The organism is Pseudomonas sp. 31-12 (genome assembly GCF_003151075.1).
Classification (GTDB): Bacteria; Pseudomonadota; Gammaproteobacteria; order Pseudomonadales; family Pseudomonadaceae; genus Aquipseudomonas.
Genome location: NZ_CP029482.1, coordinates 861,984 through 878,549, shown reverse-complemented (window position 1 = coordinate 878,549; position 16,566 = coordinate 861,984). Strand labels below are relative to the sequence as shown.

The window sequence follows — 16,566 nt, the reverse complement described above, 5'->3', positions numbered from 1 at the left end:
TCAGTTGCCTGACACACCGCCATCGCGAGCAGGCTCACTCCCACAGGGTTTTGTATTGACAGATCCGAATACTTTTTATCTGCCCAGATGGATTCCAAACGATGGACCTGACCCCACGCGAAAAAGACAAGCTGCTGATCTTCACTGCCGGCCTCGTGGCCGAGCGGCGTTTGGCGCGCGGCGTGAAACTCAATTATCCGGAAGCCATGGCCTACATCTCCGCGGCGCTGCTCGAAGGCGCCCGTGACGGCCAGACCGTGGCCGAGCTGATGCACTTCGGCACCACCCTGCTCAACCGCGAACAAGTGATGGAAGGCATCCCGGAAATGATCCCGGAGATCCAGGTCGAAGCGACGTTCCCCGACGGCACCAAACTGGTCACCGTTCACCAACCCATCGCCTGAGGACGCGTCATGACCTATCAAATCCGTGATGCGCTGCACGCCGACCTGCCGGCGATCCGCGACATCTACAACGACGCCGTGCTCAACACCACGGCGATCTGGAACGAACAGGCCGTGGACCTGGGCAACCGTCAGGCCTGGTTCAGTGCCCGGCAAGCCCAGGCTTATCCGATCCTGGTGATTGTCGACGGTGATAACACGGTGCTGGGCTACGCTTCATTTGGTGACTGGCGGCCGTTCGACGGTTTCCGCCATACCGTCGAGCATTCTGTCTACGTGCGCAGCGATCAACGAGGCAACGGTCTCGGCCCGCAACTGATGACGGCGCTGATCGAACGCGCCAAAGGCTGTGACAAACACGTCATGGTCGCGGCCATCGAAAGCGGCAATTCCGCTTCCATCCGTTTGCATGAACGGGCCGGTTTCGTGATCACTGGAGAGATGCCGCAAGTGGGCACCAAATTCGGCCGCTGGCTGGACCTGACTTTCATGCAACTGACCCTCAATCCCGGCGCGGAGCCGCCGCCCGCCCACAAGGAGTAATTGCCGATGAACGCTGCCCAACTGCGCCGCGTCAATGTTGAAAGCTTTGCGCACTATCGTCAGGGTTTGATTGATCTGCTGCTCGACGCCGTCGGCTATGGCGCCAGTGTCGGGTTCATGGCCAATCTGGACGCCGCTGCGGCCCGCGCCTATTTCGATGACGTTCAGGACAACCTGAACAAAGGCAACGTGCTGCTGTGGGTGGTGGTCAAGGACGAGCAAGTGCAGGCCAGCGTGCAGTTGACCCTGTGCCAGAAAGCCAATGGCCTGAACCGCGCTGAAGTGCAGAAACTGCTGGTGCGTGAACATGCGCGGCGCCGTGGCCTGGGCCAACAGTTGATGAGCGCGCTGGAACAGGCCGCGCTCCAGCACAAACGCGGCATGCTCTATCTCGACACGGAGGCCGGCTCACCGGCCGAGGATTTCTACAAGGCATTGGGTTACATCAAGGCCGGTCAAATCCCCGACTACGCCTGCGACCCGAGCGGCCAGTACAAACCGACCGCCCTCTACTACAAGATTCTTCAGGGGGCCCATTGATGATTCCCGGTGAATACCAGATCCAGCCTGGCGACATCGAACTCAATGTGGGGCGCCGCACGGTCAGTCTGAAGGTGGCCAACAGCGGCGACCGGCCAATTCAGGTCGGCTCGCATTACCACTTCTTCGAAACCAATGACGCCCTGACCTTCGACCGCGCGGCCAGTCGCGGCATGCGCCTGAACATCCCCGCCGGCACCGCCGTGCGCTTCGAGCCGGGACAGAGCCGCGAGGTTGAACTGGTGGACCTGGCCGGGCATCGCCGGGTGTTCGGGTTTGCTGGCAGGATCATGGGTGACCTTGACTGATCGACCCCTGTGGCGAGGGAGCTTGCTCCCGCTCGGCTGCGCAGCAGTCGTAAAAACCTACCGCCACGGTTATTCAGCTAAATAGCGCCACCTGTATTGCGAGCGCTTCGCACTCGAGCGGGAGCAAGCTCCCTCGCCACAATGGACCGCGGATTGCCGCAACTTACTTTCAAGGCGTGCACATGAAGATTTCCAGACAAGCCTACGCCGACATGTTCGGCCCCACCGTCGGTGACAAGGTCCGTCTGGCCGATACCGAGCTGTGGATCGAAGTGGAAAAAGACTTCACCACCTACGGCGAAGAAGTGAAATTCGGCGGCGGCAAAGTCATCCGTGATGGCCAGGGCCAGAGCCAGCTTTTAGCCGCAGAGGTCGTCGACACCCTGATCACCAACGCGCTGATCATCGACCACTGGGGCATCGTCAAGGCCGACGTCGGCCTCAAGGACGGGCGCATCGCCGCGATCGGCAAGGCCGGCAATCCGGACATCCAGCCGAACGTGACCATCGCGGTCGGCGCCAGCACCGAAGTCATTGCCGGGGAAGGCATGATCCTCACCGCCGGTGGCATTGACACGCACATCCACTTCATCTGCCCGCAGCAGATCGAAGAAGCGCTGATGAGCGGCGTCACCACCATGATCGGTGGCGGCACCGGCCCGGCCACCGGCACCAACGCCACCACCTGCACCTCCGGGCCGTGGCACCTGGCGCGCATGCTTCAAGCAGCCGATGCCTTCCCGATGAACATCGGCTTCACCGGCAAGGGCAACGCCAGCCTGCCGGAGCCGTTGATCGAGCAGGTCAAGGCCGGCGCCATCGGCCTGAAGTTGCACGAAGACTGGGGCACCACCCCGGCGAGCATCGACAACTGCCTGAACGTCGCCGACCAATACGACGTGCAGGTCGCGATCCACACCGACACGCTCAACGAGTCGGGCTTTGTCGAAACCACCCTCGCCGCCTTCAAGGGCCGCACCATCCACACCTATCACACCGAAGGTGCGGGTGGCGGTCATGCTCCGGACATCATCAAGGCCTGCGGTTTTGCCAATGTGCTGCCGAGCTCGACCAATCCGACCCGGCCGTTCACCCGCAACACCATCGACGAACACCTCGACATGCTGATGGTCTGCCACCACCTGGACCCGAGCATCGCCGAAGACGTGGCCTTCGCCGAAAGCCGCATCCGTCGCGAAACCATCGCTGCCGAAGACATCCTACACGACCTCGGCGCGTTCTCGATGATCAGCTCCGACAGCCAGGCCATGGGCCGTGTCGGCGAAGTCATCACGCGCACCTGGCAAACCGCCGACAAGATGAAAAAACAGCGCGGCCCACTGCCGGGCGATGGCGAAGGCAACGACAACTTCCGCGCCAAACGCTACATCGCCAAGTACACGATCAACCCGGCGATCACCCACGGCATCAGCCATGAAGTAGGCTCGGTCGAAGTGGGTAAATGGGCGGACCTGGTGCTCTGGCGTCCGGCGTTTTTCGGGGTCAAACCGACGCTCATCCTCAAGGGTGGCGCCATCGCCGCCAGCCTGATGGGCGATGCCAATGCCTCGATTCCGACGCCGCAACCGGTGCACTACCGACCGATGTTTGCCAGCTACGGCGGCTCGTTGCACGCCACCAGCCTGACCTTTATCAGCCAGGCGGCGCAGGAGGCTGGCTTGCCTGAAGCGTTGGGTTTGAAGAAGAAAATCGCTGTGGTCAAAGGGTGTCGCGAGGTGCAGAAAACCGACCTGATTCACAACGACTATCTGCCGAACATTGATGTCGACCCGCAGACTTATCAGGTCAAGGCTGATGGGGTTTTGCTCTGGTGTGAGCCAGCGGATGTGCTGCCGATGGCCCAGCGTTACTTCCTGTTCTGATATCCGGTCAGGCATAAAAATCCGGCACGAAGGTCATCAGTCTTCGTGCCGGGACGGCTGTATTGTCAGGTCAATCGGTTGCTGTTTCGACCGTAAAGGGATTCTCCACCCTTTGCAGTTTCGCCCGATCCATCGCCTGTTGGGTCAGGGTCTTCAACAACGCTTTCATCTCGGTGTCGATCACGTTCAACTCAGCAGCATAGGTCTCGTCGGTCATGACCTGCCCCGGGGCAATCGCGCTTTCAGGTTTACCCAGTTCGGCGGCGAGTACCCTGAGTTCCTGCTTGAGATCGGCCTTCGCCTCAAGCGAAAATCCGGTTCGGTCGCCCGCCTATCAAGCGCCATGTAAAACTCCGTTGTCGCATCTATTCGGCGCCTGAAAACCTTGAACGCGCTTCGATTCGAGCCCTGGATGTAAGTCTCCCAGAACGGCTGTTCGATGATCGAGTCACGCAGTAAATCGCCGGCTTCAAGATCCAGTACCCGCCGATAGGCACTTTCGATCATCTGCGGGGTGACGCCCGTGTGGGTGCGAAACTGCAAGTCACGAGACTGCCAGGGCAGGTCGAGTCGTTCTGCCAGATCCGTCATGTAAGCCAGGTGGACCTCGACCTCATCGATACTTCCCGAGACTCGCCCGTTGGCATCGACAACCCTGAATTGCTCACCGTTCGCCAGGCGTTCGGCGATCACTTTACGGGCGATCCGGCTCAACTCATCAAGCCGGGATTTGCCTCTGGCCAACTGCACCAGTTCGGCCTCCACCAAGCCAGGGCTGGCCAACGCGTAGGCCTCATGGATCAGCACTTCTACGCCCATCGCATTGAACAACTGCGCCCCGGCATCAACGCATTGGGTGACCTCATCCCTGCCCATCACAAACAGATTGCGTCGCAGCTCACTGTCCTTGGACATGGCTTCCAGCATTCGCCAGAGCTTTTGGGTCATGTCCACCCTGAAGACTCTGTCGGTCATGAAATGGGTTGATTGAGTGAGCTTCCTGATCTGATTGAAAAAGGGCACCGAGCCGAACTCGTCCTCCACCTCATTCCATATCCGCTGCCGGGCAACCCATTCGGGCCGCGTCAATCCTTCCTCCCAGTCAAGACTGTCACGCACGCCTCGGGGTGGATACGGTCGATCAGGGTCCAGACCGACGGACCTGATATGGCCTCTTAGCGTGTCTAGATTCTCGGGCGACAGCCATTGCGGGTCACGACTCAATACCGTTCGCGCGACCAGCTCCGCCTCCACAGAGCCGGCCGTAACCTGGGGGATGACCGTCAGCTTATTGCGCTGCAGGTTCAAGTAAAAATGTCTGAATCGGGGTTGAGAAAACAGTCCGGCCGGCCAGGTATTGATACCGGTCTCACCCAGCATCACCGTATGCAGCATGCGCATACCGCCGATATCCGGCACTCGCCCTAACGGGTTTCCCTGCAAATCGAGACTTTGAAGTCGGGTAAGCCATCTAAAGTACGAAGCTCCCTGCGTATCCAGCACAATCCGGTTATCGCCGAGATACAACTCCGTCAGCCCCCACATTTTTCCCAGTGCACGAGGAAATCTCGTCAGCTTGTTACGGGTGAGATTCAGCAAACGGAGCTTTGGGAAATGATCGAGAAAAGACACCTGTGCATCGATGAGTTCGGTGCCCAGCAGGTTCAGGCTGGTGACATGCTCGAAATTGGCCTCAAGGGTGGGCATTGTCCCCAAATGCCTGCCCAAGGGGATATTTCTCAGGTCCAACGCCGCACCTTGCAGATTGCCGTAAGAGTCCACGTCTCTCGGCCCGGTTTGCTGCCAGCACTGCCGAATGGCCTTGTAGAGTTTGTTTCTGGACTGCCATTCGGCAATGCCCGCGGGGCTGAACCTGAACGCTTCGGTCGGCAAGTTCAGCCAGCGCTGGAAGTTGGCGTTGAGGCGGTTGAATTCCGCTTCCAGTGCGCTTGCCCGCTGCTCCGGATCAGCTTCACTGCCACCGCCGTCGAGATAAGCCTGAGCTTCCTCCTCCGTCCAGCCCGGCCGCACGCTCCTGACGCGTTCCTGCAATGTCAGTCGTCCGGTGAGCCGTCGAATGCCTTGAGACGCGAGCATTCCACCGCGCACCTTATCCGTCTCGGGATCATAGGCAGGCCTGCGCGGAGGGTTGTCCGCCAGCATCGGGCGCAGCCTGTCACGTGCCAATGGTGCATTTTGAACGGTGTGCTTGAGTGTCGCCCCTTGATTGATTTCAAAACCCAGTGCTTTGCGCTCAGCGTCAGGCAGGGCATGCAACACCGATGAAAACAGGTCATCGGCGCCATGCAGATGGTTGTCCTCGGCATCCCGCGCTTCATAACCGTTCTCCGTGCTGACCAGGACTTTGCGCACATCCGCCTCTTCAGGGCCAATGCTGTCGCGCAGACGGCCAGTGAAAGAATGCTCGCGAATCTCGATGCGCACATCCTGCGGCCAGTCCGGCAAGCTTTCCAGGCTATGCAGTGCCAGCCTTTCCGTATCCAGCGCCTGCAGTGAATCAAGGAACAGCCCTTCATAGGCACGCGCCAGACGCACCTCCAGCGAGGCGGCGCCTGCCTGTTGCCTGAGGTGCAAGCCGATACTCTTTTTCTCGGCCAGCACTCGCAAGTCAGCCGGATCAGCGGCGCTCAGTAGCTCCTCAGCCATGTTGGCGGGCAATTGCGCAAAAGTGTCCTGAAGCGTCCTGGCGTCGGCAACGTTTGACTGGCCGTTTTCAGGCAGCTTCCCCGTGTCCGCCCACACCTTGAACCGGTTGATTGTGTCGACCAGCAACGCGGGCGGCGCTTCGTTTTCGACATGCAGCCGACGCAACACACCTTCTTCGATACCACTGGCGATACGGATGCGTTCAAGCATTGCATCATCGAACGCTTCTAGCTTCGACCCCAGCCCCCGCATGAGCTCGGCCGAGGTCCATTCGACAGGACGGTCGAGTTCGGTGTGCCAGGCACCGGCGCCATTGTGTTCAAGTTTTGGCTGGTAGGCCGTGGGCCGGTCCGGATGCTGCATCCTTGGCTGGCCGGTCAGTGGATCGTCCTGCACCGCGAAATATTTGCCGTCGCGCGGCAGCAACTCCTTATCGCCGTGCACGTGAAGGCCTCGCTCGTCGGGCTTCGAGTCGGGACTCAAACTGACTTGATGCTCGTAAGCGCTCAGGTCCGGGTTCCAGAGACGGGTGGTGCCGTCAGAGCGCACGACCGGCTTCAACTGGTCTACAAAAGGCGAAGGCTTGACCGTTGCCGCTGCGCCCGTCGGCAACACATGCCCTGCCGCCATGATTGCCAGCTGCGCAGCATTGATCAGGACACCGATCAGGAGAGCCGCCGCCTCTTCCTTGTCGCCCTTGCTCCAGTCTTCAATGCCCTCCATGGTTTCAAGCAGCATTTGCCCGACCATGATGCCCAGCATGGCCTCTCCCAGGCCCGGCACCAGCATCGCGCCGAAGTTGAACACGTTCCAGCCGATGTTCAGATAGCTGCTCAGTCGCCTCCAGCGAGCATTGGCATCTTCATCATCAGTGGGAACGGCAATGTGTCGCGCATCCGCGATGGCCTTGTCGCAGCGCCATCGACTGAGCTGAGGCCACAGCGCGCCCTCAATCACATTGGTGATCGGCTCCGCATGGGGGTTTTCAACTGCAGTTTCCCGCCACCAGGGCCCCATGCTCAACGGTTCGCGGTGATGCCAGGTAAAGGTAGTGAAGCGCTCCCTGACGCGAGCGAAAAACACGCCCTTGTCTTTTTGCGGTACGAATCGGCTGAAAAATTGTTGATAGTCCGCCGAGCGAAGCTGGCTCGTCAGCGCCTTCATGAAATCGGTGAAGGAGGCATATTCTTTCAAGGGATGATCGGGGTCGTCGGGCACGTAGGCGATCAAGGTTCCGTCTAGTCGACTTTGTTTGTCGATATCGTCCCTGCGCAGCATCTCTTCGACGACACCGGAAGGACCGTTGGAAAAAAACGCCTTGAGCAGTTTGAACTGATCAAACTCCTGCCCGGGCAAAACAGCCAGTTTGCGCGACCACTCCAGCATGGTTTGTTGATGTGTCGGAACCAGGTCATCGTAGATTTGTTTGATTCGCGATGGATCAGCCACAGCACTGAACAACACGATTCCCGACAGTTTCACACCCAACAGGGACAATCGATGAGATTGTAATGGGCGATTATTCAGCGAGATGTTCGCCTGGTTATCCCGGAGTTGCTGTAACTTGCCATGCGCATAAGAAGTGATATCGCCCTTCAAATACGCAATCATCGCTGACTCATTGAACGCCGCCTTTTCGGTGCCGATGAAATGCCGCTCGAGGGACGCCTTTGCATCAATCCCGGCAGGGTCCAGCAAACCGCTAATGTGCCGCTGATACTGCGCACCGAGATCCAGACTCCGGCAGAGGCTCGCAAAGCGCTCGATGGTCAACGGATGGCGCTTCAGGGCCCCTTCGGCATCGGTGGTGAAAACACCGGAGCCATCGCGAAAGGCGCCTGCACGGGTTTCAGCCTCCTCGAAGTTGTGCAGCGCAGCCTCCAGCAGGGTGGACTGCCTGAGCCGGCTGGCATGGGTGTCGATGCCAAAACCCAGCAGCGCGGGAATATAAAGCCGCACCGTCGTTGCGTGGACATCCAGTGTCAGGTTCAGCTTTTCTTTCAGCGCCTTGACGAGTAAGGGTTCAGCGAAGGCATTGATGTCCTTTTGTAAATCTCCCAGGGTGTCATCCAGAGTGTCTTGCAATCGCCAACGCTCACCGATGAGTTCCTTGAGATAGTGACGATCGATAGCGCTGGCCTTTACGTACCACTCGGGAAAGACCGGCTTCAGATCTGCAATCAATACCTGTCTCGCTATGGACGGTTTTTTAATGACACCGGGAACTTTAGTTGCAAGATAATTCGCATAAACGTTCTCGCTGGTGTTTACTTCCGGATAAACATCAACAAGTGGATCTTCTGATAACTCATTCATTGCGCATATCCTTATGCGGCCAAAAGAGCACCCAGCTTAGTCAATACCAACAAAAACAAAAGTTTAAATTACTGCTGAAAAACAGCGACAAAACATACAACAACATCCAGGTTCAGAATCTAAAAAACAACTAAATACCACCCGCACAAAGCGCAGGCATGATCCGGTTTGTCAGCGGTAGTTCTTACCCGTCGGTAAAGGGGATAAGATGCCCAGAATTTCCAGCCAGGTAACGGCCATGCGCTTATCCGAATTCATCAGGCAACACGTGGACCGTATCGTCGATGAATGGGAACAATTCGCCAGAACGATCACCCCGGCCGCCGAAACCATGGACCGGGTCGCCTTGCGCGATCACGCCAAGGCCATTTTGTTGGCCGCGGCGCGAGACATGACCACCGCGCAAACCACCCGCGAACAGATGGCCAAGGCCAAGGGCGAAGGCCCGGAAAAAACCCCGAGCCTGGATGAAGCGGGCGCCAGCCATGGCGAATTGCGGCACACCGTGGGCTTCGACCTGGTGCAGATGACCAGCGAATTCCGTCATCTGCGGGCCTGTGTGATTCGGTTGTGGGTCGGCAGCCTGGAGTCGCCGGACCTGAATTACTTCCAGGACATGATCCGTTTCAACGAAGCGATCGACGAAGCCCTTGCCGAATCGACCGCTGCTTATGCCGAACAGGTCAATCGCTCACGGGACATCTTTCTGGCGATCCTTGGGCACGACCTTCGGGCACCGTTGCAAGCGGTGAGCATGTCCACCGAATTGCTGCTACGCAAAACCACGCTTGAAGGCGATGCACTGGCCTGCGCGGTCAATATCAAGCATGGCGCGCGACACATGGCGGCGATGGTCAGTGATTTGCTGGAACTGGTGCGCAGTCGCCTGGGTAAAAGCCTGCCGATCGAACCGGCGCCGATGGACTTGGCCGATGCCGTACAGGCGGCGATTGCCGAAGCCTGCGCCGGTAATCCGGAGTGCGATCCGACGGTCAACGTAAAGGGCGATACCCGAGGTGCCTGGGATGCCGGGCGGGTGGCTCAACTGCTGCAGAACCTGATCGGCAACGCCTTGCAGCATGGCTTGAACACACGTGATGTGACGCTGACCCTGACAGGCGAGCCAGACACAGTCCGCCTGACGGTGCATAACTACGGCGCTCCGATTTCCGAAGACGCGATCGGCACGATTTTCGATCCGCTGGTGCGCAGCGCTGACGAGGAACTCGGCCAGCCCTCCACGAGCCTTGGCCTGGGATTGTTTATCGTCAAGGAAGTGGTCGATGCGCACAGAGGAACGATCGAGGTCAGTTCCAGTGAGGCGGATGGCACGCTGTTTACCGTGGTGTTGCCGCGCAAGATCTGACGGGGTGAGACCGCGTCATCGTTCATCGCGGGCAACCCGCTCCCACCGTTTTTTCTGTGAATGCAGAATATGTGAACGACAGAGATCCCTGTGGGAGCGAGCTTGCTCGCGAAGGGGCCATGTCAAACGACACAAAACCTCAGGCCAGCTACTCGACCACCAACCGCCCCAACCGCTGCTTGAGCATCCGGTTCTCAGCCCGCAGTTGCTGGACCTCTTCCAGCAGGTCCAGCGCCAAGGCGACGCCTTCCCACTCCAGCTCCAGATCACGCCGCAGCTTGGCGGCGCGCTTGGCCAGGGCCAGTTCGTAATCGTTGAAACGCCAATCCTTGGGCTGCTTGCCCTGAGGTTCGAGGATGCCGTGCTCGACGATTTCGATCACGTAGACGTCCGACAGGTCGGTCGCCTCACAGAATTCTGCCATGTCCAGTTGAACGATCAGGGGGTTGCTCATGATGGGCTACTCCGTCTCTTGGATCAGAAGTTTTCTCTCGGGTTGAACGCAGCTTTTTCTGCCAACTGCTGCCACAACGCCTTGACCTCATCGCTCGAGGTCTTGGGCATGACCGCCTTCAATTGCACGAACAGGAAGCCGCGTTCGCCCGCCTTGTTCAGCAGACCGTGCCCCTTGGCGCGCATGCGCTGGCCGTTCTGGCTACCGGCCGGCACCTTGAGGTTGATCTTGCCTGTCAGTGTAGGCACTGCCACTTCGGTGCCCAGTGCCAATTCCCACGGCGCCAGCGGCAAGGTAATGATCAGGTTCTCGCCTTCAACGTCGAACTTGGGGTGCGGCGCGAAGCGAATGATCAGGAACAGGTCGCCATTGGCGCCGCCACCGATGCCCGGTGCACCCTGGCCCTTGAGGCGGATGCGCTCGCCGTCGGTCACGCCGGCCGGAATTTTCACGTTCAGGCTTTTGCTGGTGTTGCTGACATGCTGGCCGGCAGCGTTGTACTGCGGCACTTGGAAGGTGACCTTCTTCGACTCGTTCGAGAGGGTTTCTTCCAGGAAAATCCCAAGTTCCATTTCCACGTCTTGCCCTCGACGCCCGGCGCTGCGGCCCGACTGTCCACCACCAAAACCAGGACCACGGTTGCCGAAGATCGAACTGAAGAAGTCCGAGAAATCGCCCGTGTCCTGACCGCCACCGAAACCACCGCCGCCACGACCCTGCCAACCCGGCGGGCCCTGGAACGGTTGGCCGTGCTGGCCGTATTTGCGCAAGTCGTCATATTCGGCGCGTTTGTCGGCGCTTTTCAGCGCTTCATAGGCCTCCGAGGCGTCCTTGAACTTGGCCTCGGCATCCTTTTCCTTGCTGACATCGGGGTGGTATTTGCGCGCCAGCTTGCGATAAGCCGCCTTAATGGTCTTATCGTCCGCGGTCGGCTCCACACCGAGAATCTTGTAATAGTCTTTGAAGTCCATCGAGGGCATCACCATCCGTTATCAAAATCGCGCCACTACCGGCAGTCTGCGCTCATTGGCAGACGGCGGGTTGACCGATCTCAAGGTTGTGACCGGGTAGCGCATCAGAAGTTTATCGGCAGCGCAGGATGGTTCTTGCGACCGTCCGATGGCTGCCAAGTGCAATGCAGACAAGTTTGGGGCATCTCGCCGTCTTTACAAGGCGCCAATCAACGAGATTTAGCGGATAGTCGGCCTTCGAATATTCGCCGCACTGACATACACTGCGCGGCCGTTTTTTAACCGGAACTCGAAAGACATGAAAAACGCATCTCCAGCCCGTGCCTGTGGTATCGACTTCGGCACGTCCAACTCCACCGTCGGCTGGCTGCGCCCCGGCATGGAAACGCTGATCGCGCTGGAGGACGACAAGATCACCCTGCCCTCGGTGGTCTTCTTCAATATGGAAGAACGCCGCCCGGTATACGGCCGTCTGGCGCTGCACGAGTACCTGGAAGGCTACGAAGGCCGGCTGATGCGCTCGCTCAAGAGCCTGCTGGGTTCCAAGCTGATCAAGCACGACACCAGCGTCCTCGGCACGGCGATGCCGTTCAAGGACCTGCTCGGCCTGTTCATCGGCCAGTTGAAGAAGCGCGCCGAGACGGCCGCCGGTCGGGAATTCGAGGAAGTGGTGCTGGGTCGGCCGGTGTTCTTCGTCGACGACGATGAAATGGCCGACCAGGAAGCCGAGAACACCTTGGTGGACGTGGCCCGGGCCATCGGCTTCAAGGATGTGTCGTTCCAGTACGAACCGATCGCAGCGGCGTTCGATTACGAGTCAACCATCGAAAAAGAAGAGCTGGTGCTGATCGTCGACATCGGCGGTGGTACTTCCGACTTCTCGCTGGTGCGCCTGTCCCCGGAGCGCCGCACCCACGACAACCGTCACGATGACATCCTCGCCACCGGCGGCGTGCACATCGGCGGGACCGATTTCGACAAACAGCTGAGCCTGCAAGGCCTGATGCCGCTGTTCGGCTACGGCAGCCGCATGAAGAGCGGCGCCTACATGCCGACCAGCCACCACATGAACCTGGCGACCTGGCACACCATCAACTCGGTGTACTCGCAGAAGTCGACTTTGGCCCTGGGCAGCATGCGTTACGACATCGAAGACACCGGCGGTATCGATCGCCTGTTCAAGCTGATCGACCAGCGCGCCGGGCATTGGCTGGCCATGGAAGTGGAAGAAACCAAGATCCAGCTGACCCACGCCGACAGCCGCCACGTGCCGCTGGACCGCATCGAGCCGGGTTTGAGCGTGGATCTGAGCCGGGCACTGTTCGAATCGGCCATCGACAACCTGCTGGAGCGCGTGCGCAACAGCGTGACCCAACTGCTGAACGACGCCAACGTGCGCGTCGATCAGGTCGATACGGTGTTTTTCACCGGCGGTTCGAGCGGGATTCCGGCGCTGCGCAACAGCGTGTCGGCGATGTTGCCGAATGCTCGGCATGTGGAAGGGAACATCTTTGGCAGTATTGGCAGCGGGTTGGCGATTGAGGCGGCCAAGCGTTACGGCCCGATGGACTGACCCGAAACCGGGGTGCACCCATCGCTAGCAGGCTAGCTCCCACATTGGATCTGTGGTGTTCACAAAACCAGTGTGGGAGCTAGCCTGCTAGCGATGGCGTCAGATCAGGCAACACATCTCTCGGATCAAACCATCCCCACCTGCTTCAGCTCGCTCTTCAGATACGCGTAATAAATCGGCCCCGCCACCACCCCCGGCAGGCCGAACGCGGCCTCGAACACCAGCATTGCCAACAGCAACTCCCACGACTTGGCGCTGATCTGCCCGCCGACAATGCGCGCGTTGAGGAAGTATTCGAGCTTGTGGATAAAAATCAGATAACCCAGCGCCGCCATGGCGACCCAGATCGACAGCGACAACCCGACAATGGTGATCAGCGTGTTCGACATCAGGTTGCCGATCACCGGCAACAGGCCGAGCAGGAAGGTCAGCACGATCAGGGTCTTGGTCAGCGGCAGCTTGATGCCGAACATCGGCAGGATTACCGCCAGGAAAATCCCGGTGAAGAAGGTGTTGAGCAGGGAAATCTTGATCTGCGCGAACACGATGTTGCGAAACGCCTGGACCAACAGGTGCAGGCGATCGAACAACGCGGCGGCCAGCGGCTTGCGCTTGGTCAGGTCTGGTATGCGCTGCAAGGCGATGATCGCCCCGAGCACCATGCCGATCAGCAGCGTCACAAACATGTGCGCCGCGTCCTTGCCGACCAGTTGCAAGTCGCTCAGGTGTTTGCTCATCCACTCGCCGATGGCCACGCGGAACTCGGCGGCACTGGCGGGCAGATAGGCGTCGATGAACGGCGGCAGTTGCCCGCGCGCGCGGTCAACCACGTGCATGAATTTGTCGAGGGACGCCCCGGGGTTTTCCGCTTCGTGCAATAGAAAGCTGATGGCACCGGCAAAGATCAGCGTCAACACGCTGACCACCAGAGTCCCCAACAGCGCCACCGCCAGCCAGCGCGCGCGCCGGCCTTCGATCAGTCGCTGCAATTGCGGGGTGAGCATGTTGACCAGTTCGAACACCAGCAGCCCGGCCAACAGGCTGGGCAGCAGGCGCAACGGGATCACCAGCAGCAAACCACCAAAGATGATGACCCAACTGATCAGCAGCAAAACTTGGCGTTGAGAAAACGTTGGCATACAGCCTCAAAACGAACGGCGTAAAAGGATTGGCAGTCTGCCAGCGTTCGGATGCCAGCACTAGGGATTGTGTAGGTGGACCTTAGTGGGGCGTGGGTGAATTTTTGTAGCGGCCATGCCGGTCTCTTCGCGAGCAAGCCCGCTCTCACAATGGTTCTGTGTTCGCAGGACTCATGTGGGAGCGAGCGTGCTCGCGAAGAGGCCCTCACAGCCGCCACAATCTGCCGCCCCCTATGGCTCAGTGATCTATTTTTTCTTCAGGCAATCACTCATGAAGGCTTTACGCGCATCGCCTTTCAAAGCCTGGGTGGCTGCGGTGGCGTTGCAGGTCTTCATCTTCTCTTGCTGAGGGGTCAGGGCTTTCGCGTCGTTGGCAGCCGGGGCGGCTTTGAGACAGGTGCTCATGAAGGCTTTGCGCTCGTCGCCCTTGAGGCTTTTGGCAGTGGCGTCGGCATTGCAGGTGGTCATCTTGTTCTGTTGCTCAGTGGCGGCGAAGCCCTGGGCGCAAAGCAGCAAACCGATCATCAACAAAGGGACACGCAACATCTTCATGGAGTTTTCTCCTTGTTGCCGCACCGAGGGGTGCGGCCTCAATCAGGAGTGTAGACAACGCCTGTTACACCTTCCTGCTCTCAAGGTGGCTGCGTCGATGCTGCTCCGGCGTGCACCCGGCCTGACGTTGAAACATCGCAATAAAGGCTGAACCGGTGCTGTAGCCCATGTCGAAGGCGATCTCCTGAACGCTGCGGTGACTGTCCAGCGCTTCGATGGCCGCCAGAAACCGCAAGCGTTGCCGCCACTCGCCGAAACTCATGCCCAATTCGCGGACAAACTGCCGCGCCAGGGTGCGTTCGCTGACATGGATTTGCGCAGCCCAGTCGGCCAAAGGTCGGTTATCGCCGGGCTCGGCCTGCAAGGCTTCCAGGATCCCGAGCAATCCCAGGCTACTGGCATAGGGCAAGTAACACTCATGAATGGGTGCCTGTTGCAGCTGGTCCACCAACACCTGGGCCAGACGCTTGTCCGCCTCTTGCTCGGGAATCTTCACATCGCGGGCGGCGAAATCCTTGAGGATGGCCTTGAGAATATCGCTGATCGCCAGCGTGCAGGCCTGTTGCGGCAGATCGCAACACAACAGCGGATCCAGACAGACAGCGCGATAGTTGATCGGCTGGTTGCTGTAGAAGCTGTGCTCGGTCTGCGGCGGCACCCACACCGCGTATTGCGGCGGCGACATAAAGCGGCTGCCACCAATGTCCATGTGCAGCACGCCGTGGGCTGAATACTCCAGCGTGCCCCACGGATGACGATGAGCAGAGGCAAAACGGTGCGCGTCAAAATCGGCGTAGCGGAAGTAGACCGGGGCCGGCAACTCGCTGAAATCCAGCAAGTCGATGTGTTTACTGGTCATGCTGTCCGTCATCCGGGGCGGGTTGTCTGGATCGAAGTATAGGCTCGCATCCAGACAAGGGATAATCGCCCTTCATTAACGATCTGGTTTTCCCCGATGCAATACGCTTATCCCCTGCTGGCCATTTTCATTTGGGCCGGCAATACCGTGATCACCAAGATGTCAGCCGGGGCGATCTTCCCCGCCGAGATTGGTTTCTACCGCTGGCTGCTGGCCGGGATTCTGTTCACGCCGTTCATGCTCAAACCAGTGATCGCGCATTGGCCGCAGATCCGCCCGAACCTGGGCAGGATTTTCATCCTTGGCGTGCTGGGCATGGCGGTCTATCAGAGCCTGGCGTACTTCGCCGCGACGCTGACGTCGGCCACCAACATGGGGATCATTCTGTCGCTGATGCCGTTGATGTCGCTGGCCATGGCGATTGTCAGCCTCGGTCAACGCCTGACAGCGGGTGCATTGGCTGGCGCGGTGCTGTCGTTTGCCGGGGTGTTGGTGGTGGTGTCGTCCGGCAGCCTGGGCGCATTGCTCGAGCACGGGATAAACCTGGGCGATGCGATGATGCTGATCGCCACCCTGGCCTACGCGATCTACAGCACCCTGCTGAAGAAATGGCAGCTGCGCCTGCCGCCGCTGGTGTTGTTGTATTTGCAGGTGCTGGTGGCGGTGGTGGTGCTGTTTCCATTGTTTGTCGCTTCACCGAAGGTCGGGCCGACCTTGCAGAATATTCCGCTGGTGCTTTACGCCTGTCTGCTGGCTTCGATGGTCGCGCCGCTGGCGTGGATGCAGGCCGTGGTGCGCCTGGGGCCGAGCCGGACTACGCTGTTTTTCAATTTGCTGCCGTTGATTACCGCGCTGATTGCGGCGCTGGTGCTGCATGAACAGCTGGCGATGTATCACCTGGTGGGTGGGCTGTTGACGTTGGGCGGGGTGGTGCTTTCGGAGCGGTGGACTACCGTGTTGGGCCGGGCGTAATCCTTTGTGTCGAGGGGGC

The 16,566-nt window shown here is 59.4% G+C and carries 15 protein-coding genes; 8 read left to right on the top strand and 7 right to left on the bottom strand.

The features are described 5' to 3' along the window. The first annotated feature begins 101 nt into the window (after positions 1–101). The 5 genes from ureA to ureC all read left to right on the top strand — a co-directional run bounded on the left by ureA (position 102) and on the right by ureC (position 3,678). Positions 102–404, top strand: coding sequence for an urease subunit gamma (ureA, locus tag DJ564_RS04010; protein ID WP_109627753.1), 303 nt, complete (start codon positions 102–104; stop codon positions 402–404). 9 nt (positions 405–413) lie between these two features. Continuing rightward, a complete protein-coding gene (locus DJ564_RS04005; protein WP_109627752.1) occupies positions 414–947 on the top strand; it encodes a GNAT family N-acetyltransferase in 534 nt (177 codons plus the stop codon). Positions 948–953: 6 nt separating this feature from the next. Beyond that, on the top strand, positions 954–1,487 hold the full coding sequence (locus DJ564_RS04000; protein WP_109627751.1) for a GNAT family N-acetyltransferase: 534 nt from the start codon (positions 954–956) through the stop codon (positions 1,485–1,487). Continuing rightward, entirely contained in the window at positions 1,487–1,795 is a 309-nt protein-coding gene (locus tag DJ564_RS03995) for an urease subunit beta (RefSeq protein WP_109627750.1), read from the top strand. Before DJ564_RS04000 ends, DJ564_RS03995 begins: the two co-directional genes overlap by 1 nt. 182 nt (positions 1,796–1,977) lie before the next feature. Then, complete coding sequence (ureC, locus tag DJ564_RS03990; protein WP_109627749.1) at positions 1,978–3,678, top strand: urease subunit alpha; 1,701 nt, start codon at positions 1,978–1,980, stop codon at positions 3,676–3,678. A gap of 70 nt (positions 3,679–3,748) precedes the next feature. Here the strand turns inward: ureC and DJ564_RS32720 are convergent, their stop codons facing one another. Together DJ564_RS32720 and DJ564_RS03985 are read right to left on the bottom strand one after the other, a co-directional pair. Next, on the bottom strand, positions 3,749–3,895 hold the full coding sequence (locus DJ564_RS32720; protein WP_371922023.1) for a hypothetical protein: 147 nt from the start codon (positions 3,893–3,895) through the stop codon (positions 3,749–3,751). Next, positions 3,892–8,661, bottom strand: a complete 4,770-nt coding sequence (locus DJ564_RS03985; protein WP_371922022.1) for a dermonecrotic toxin domain-containing protein — start codon at positions 8,659–8,661, stop codon at positions 3,892–3,894. The genes DJ564_RS32720 and DJ564_RS03985 overlap by 4 nt, the downstream gene beginning before the upstream one ends. Before the next feature lie 238 nt (positions 8,662–8,899). Between DJ564_RS03985 and DJ564_RS03980 the strand changes: the two genes are divergently transcribed. Then, positions 8,900–10,027 (top strand): sensor histidine kinase KdpD, encoded by a 1,128-nt coding sequence (locus DJ564_RS03980; RefSeq protein ID WP_109627748.1) that lies wholly within the window; start codon positions 8,900–8,902, stop codon positions 10,025–10,027. Positions 10,028–10,175: 148 nt separating this feature from the next. Here the strand turns inward: DJ564_RS03980 and DJ564_RS03975 are convergent, their stop codons facing one another. Together DJ564_RS03975 and DJ564_RS03970 are read right to left on the bottom strand one after the other, a co-directional pair. After that, positions 10,176–10,481, bottom strand: coding sequence for a chaperone modulator CbpM (locus DJ564_RS03975; protein ID WP_109627747.1), 306 nt, complete (start codon positions 10,479–10,481; stop codon positions 10,176–10,178). A 23-nt stretch (positions 10,482–10,504) separates the two neighbouring features. Then, positions 10,505–11,452 carry a DnaJ C-terminal domain-containing protein gene (locus tag DJ564_RS03970; RefSeq protein ID WP_109627746.1) on the bottom strand — a complete coding sequence of 316 codons (948 nt, stop codon included), beginning with the start codon at positions 11,450–11,452 and terminating at the stop codon, positions 10,505–10,507. Between the two features lie 298 nt (positions 11,453–11,750). Between DJ564_RS03970 and DJ564_RS03965 the strand changes: the two genes are divergently transcribed. After that, entirely contained in the window at positions 11,751–13,025 is a 1,275-nt protein-coding gene (locus DJ564_RS03965; protein ID WP_109627745.1) for an Hsp70 family protein, read from the top strand. A 125-nt stretch (positions 13,026–13,150) separates the two neighbouring features. On the opposite strand, the gene DJ564_RS03960 is transcribed toward DJ564_RS03965, so the two are convergent. The 3 genes from DJ564_RS03960 to DJ564_RS03950 form a co-directional block, all read right to left on the bottom strand. After that, complete coding sequence (locus DJ564_RS03960; RefSeq protein ID WP_109627744.1) at positions 13,151–14,164, bottom strand: AI-2E family transporter; 1,014 nt, start codon at positions 14,162–14,164, stop codon at positions 13,151–13,153. 246 nt (positions 14,165–14,410) lie between these two features. Then, the gene (locus DJ564_RS03955; protein WP_109627743.1) at positions 14,411–14,716 is read right to left on the bottom strand and encodes a PsiF family protein; all 306 of its coding nucleotides are present in this window, start codon (positions 14,714–14,716) and stop codon (positions 14,411–14,413) included. 64 nt (positions 14,717–14,780) lie between these two features. Further along, positions 14,781–15,575 carry a helix-turn-helix transcriptional regulator gene (locus DJ564_RS03950; RefSeq protein WP_178082280.1) on the bottom strand — a complete coding sequence of 265 codons (795 nt, stop codon included), beginning with the start codon at positions 15,573–15,575 and terminating at the stop codon, positions 14,781–14,783. 96 nt (positions 15,576–15,671) lie between these two features. Here DJ564_RS03950 and DJ564_RS03945 point away from each other — a divergent pair, with 96 nt between their 5' ends. Beyond that, positions 15,672–16,547 (top strand): DMT family transporter, encoded by an 876-nt coding sequence (locus DJ564_RS03945; RefSeq protein ID WP_109627741.1) that lies wholly within the window; start codon positions 15,672–15,674, stop codon positions 16,545–16,547. Positions 16,548–16,566 lie beyond the last annotated feature (19 nt).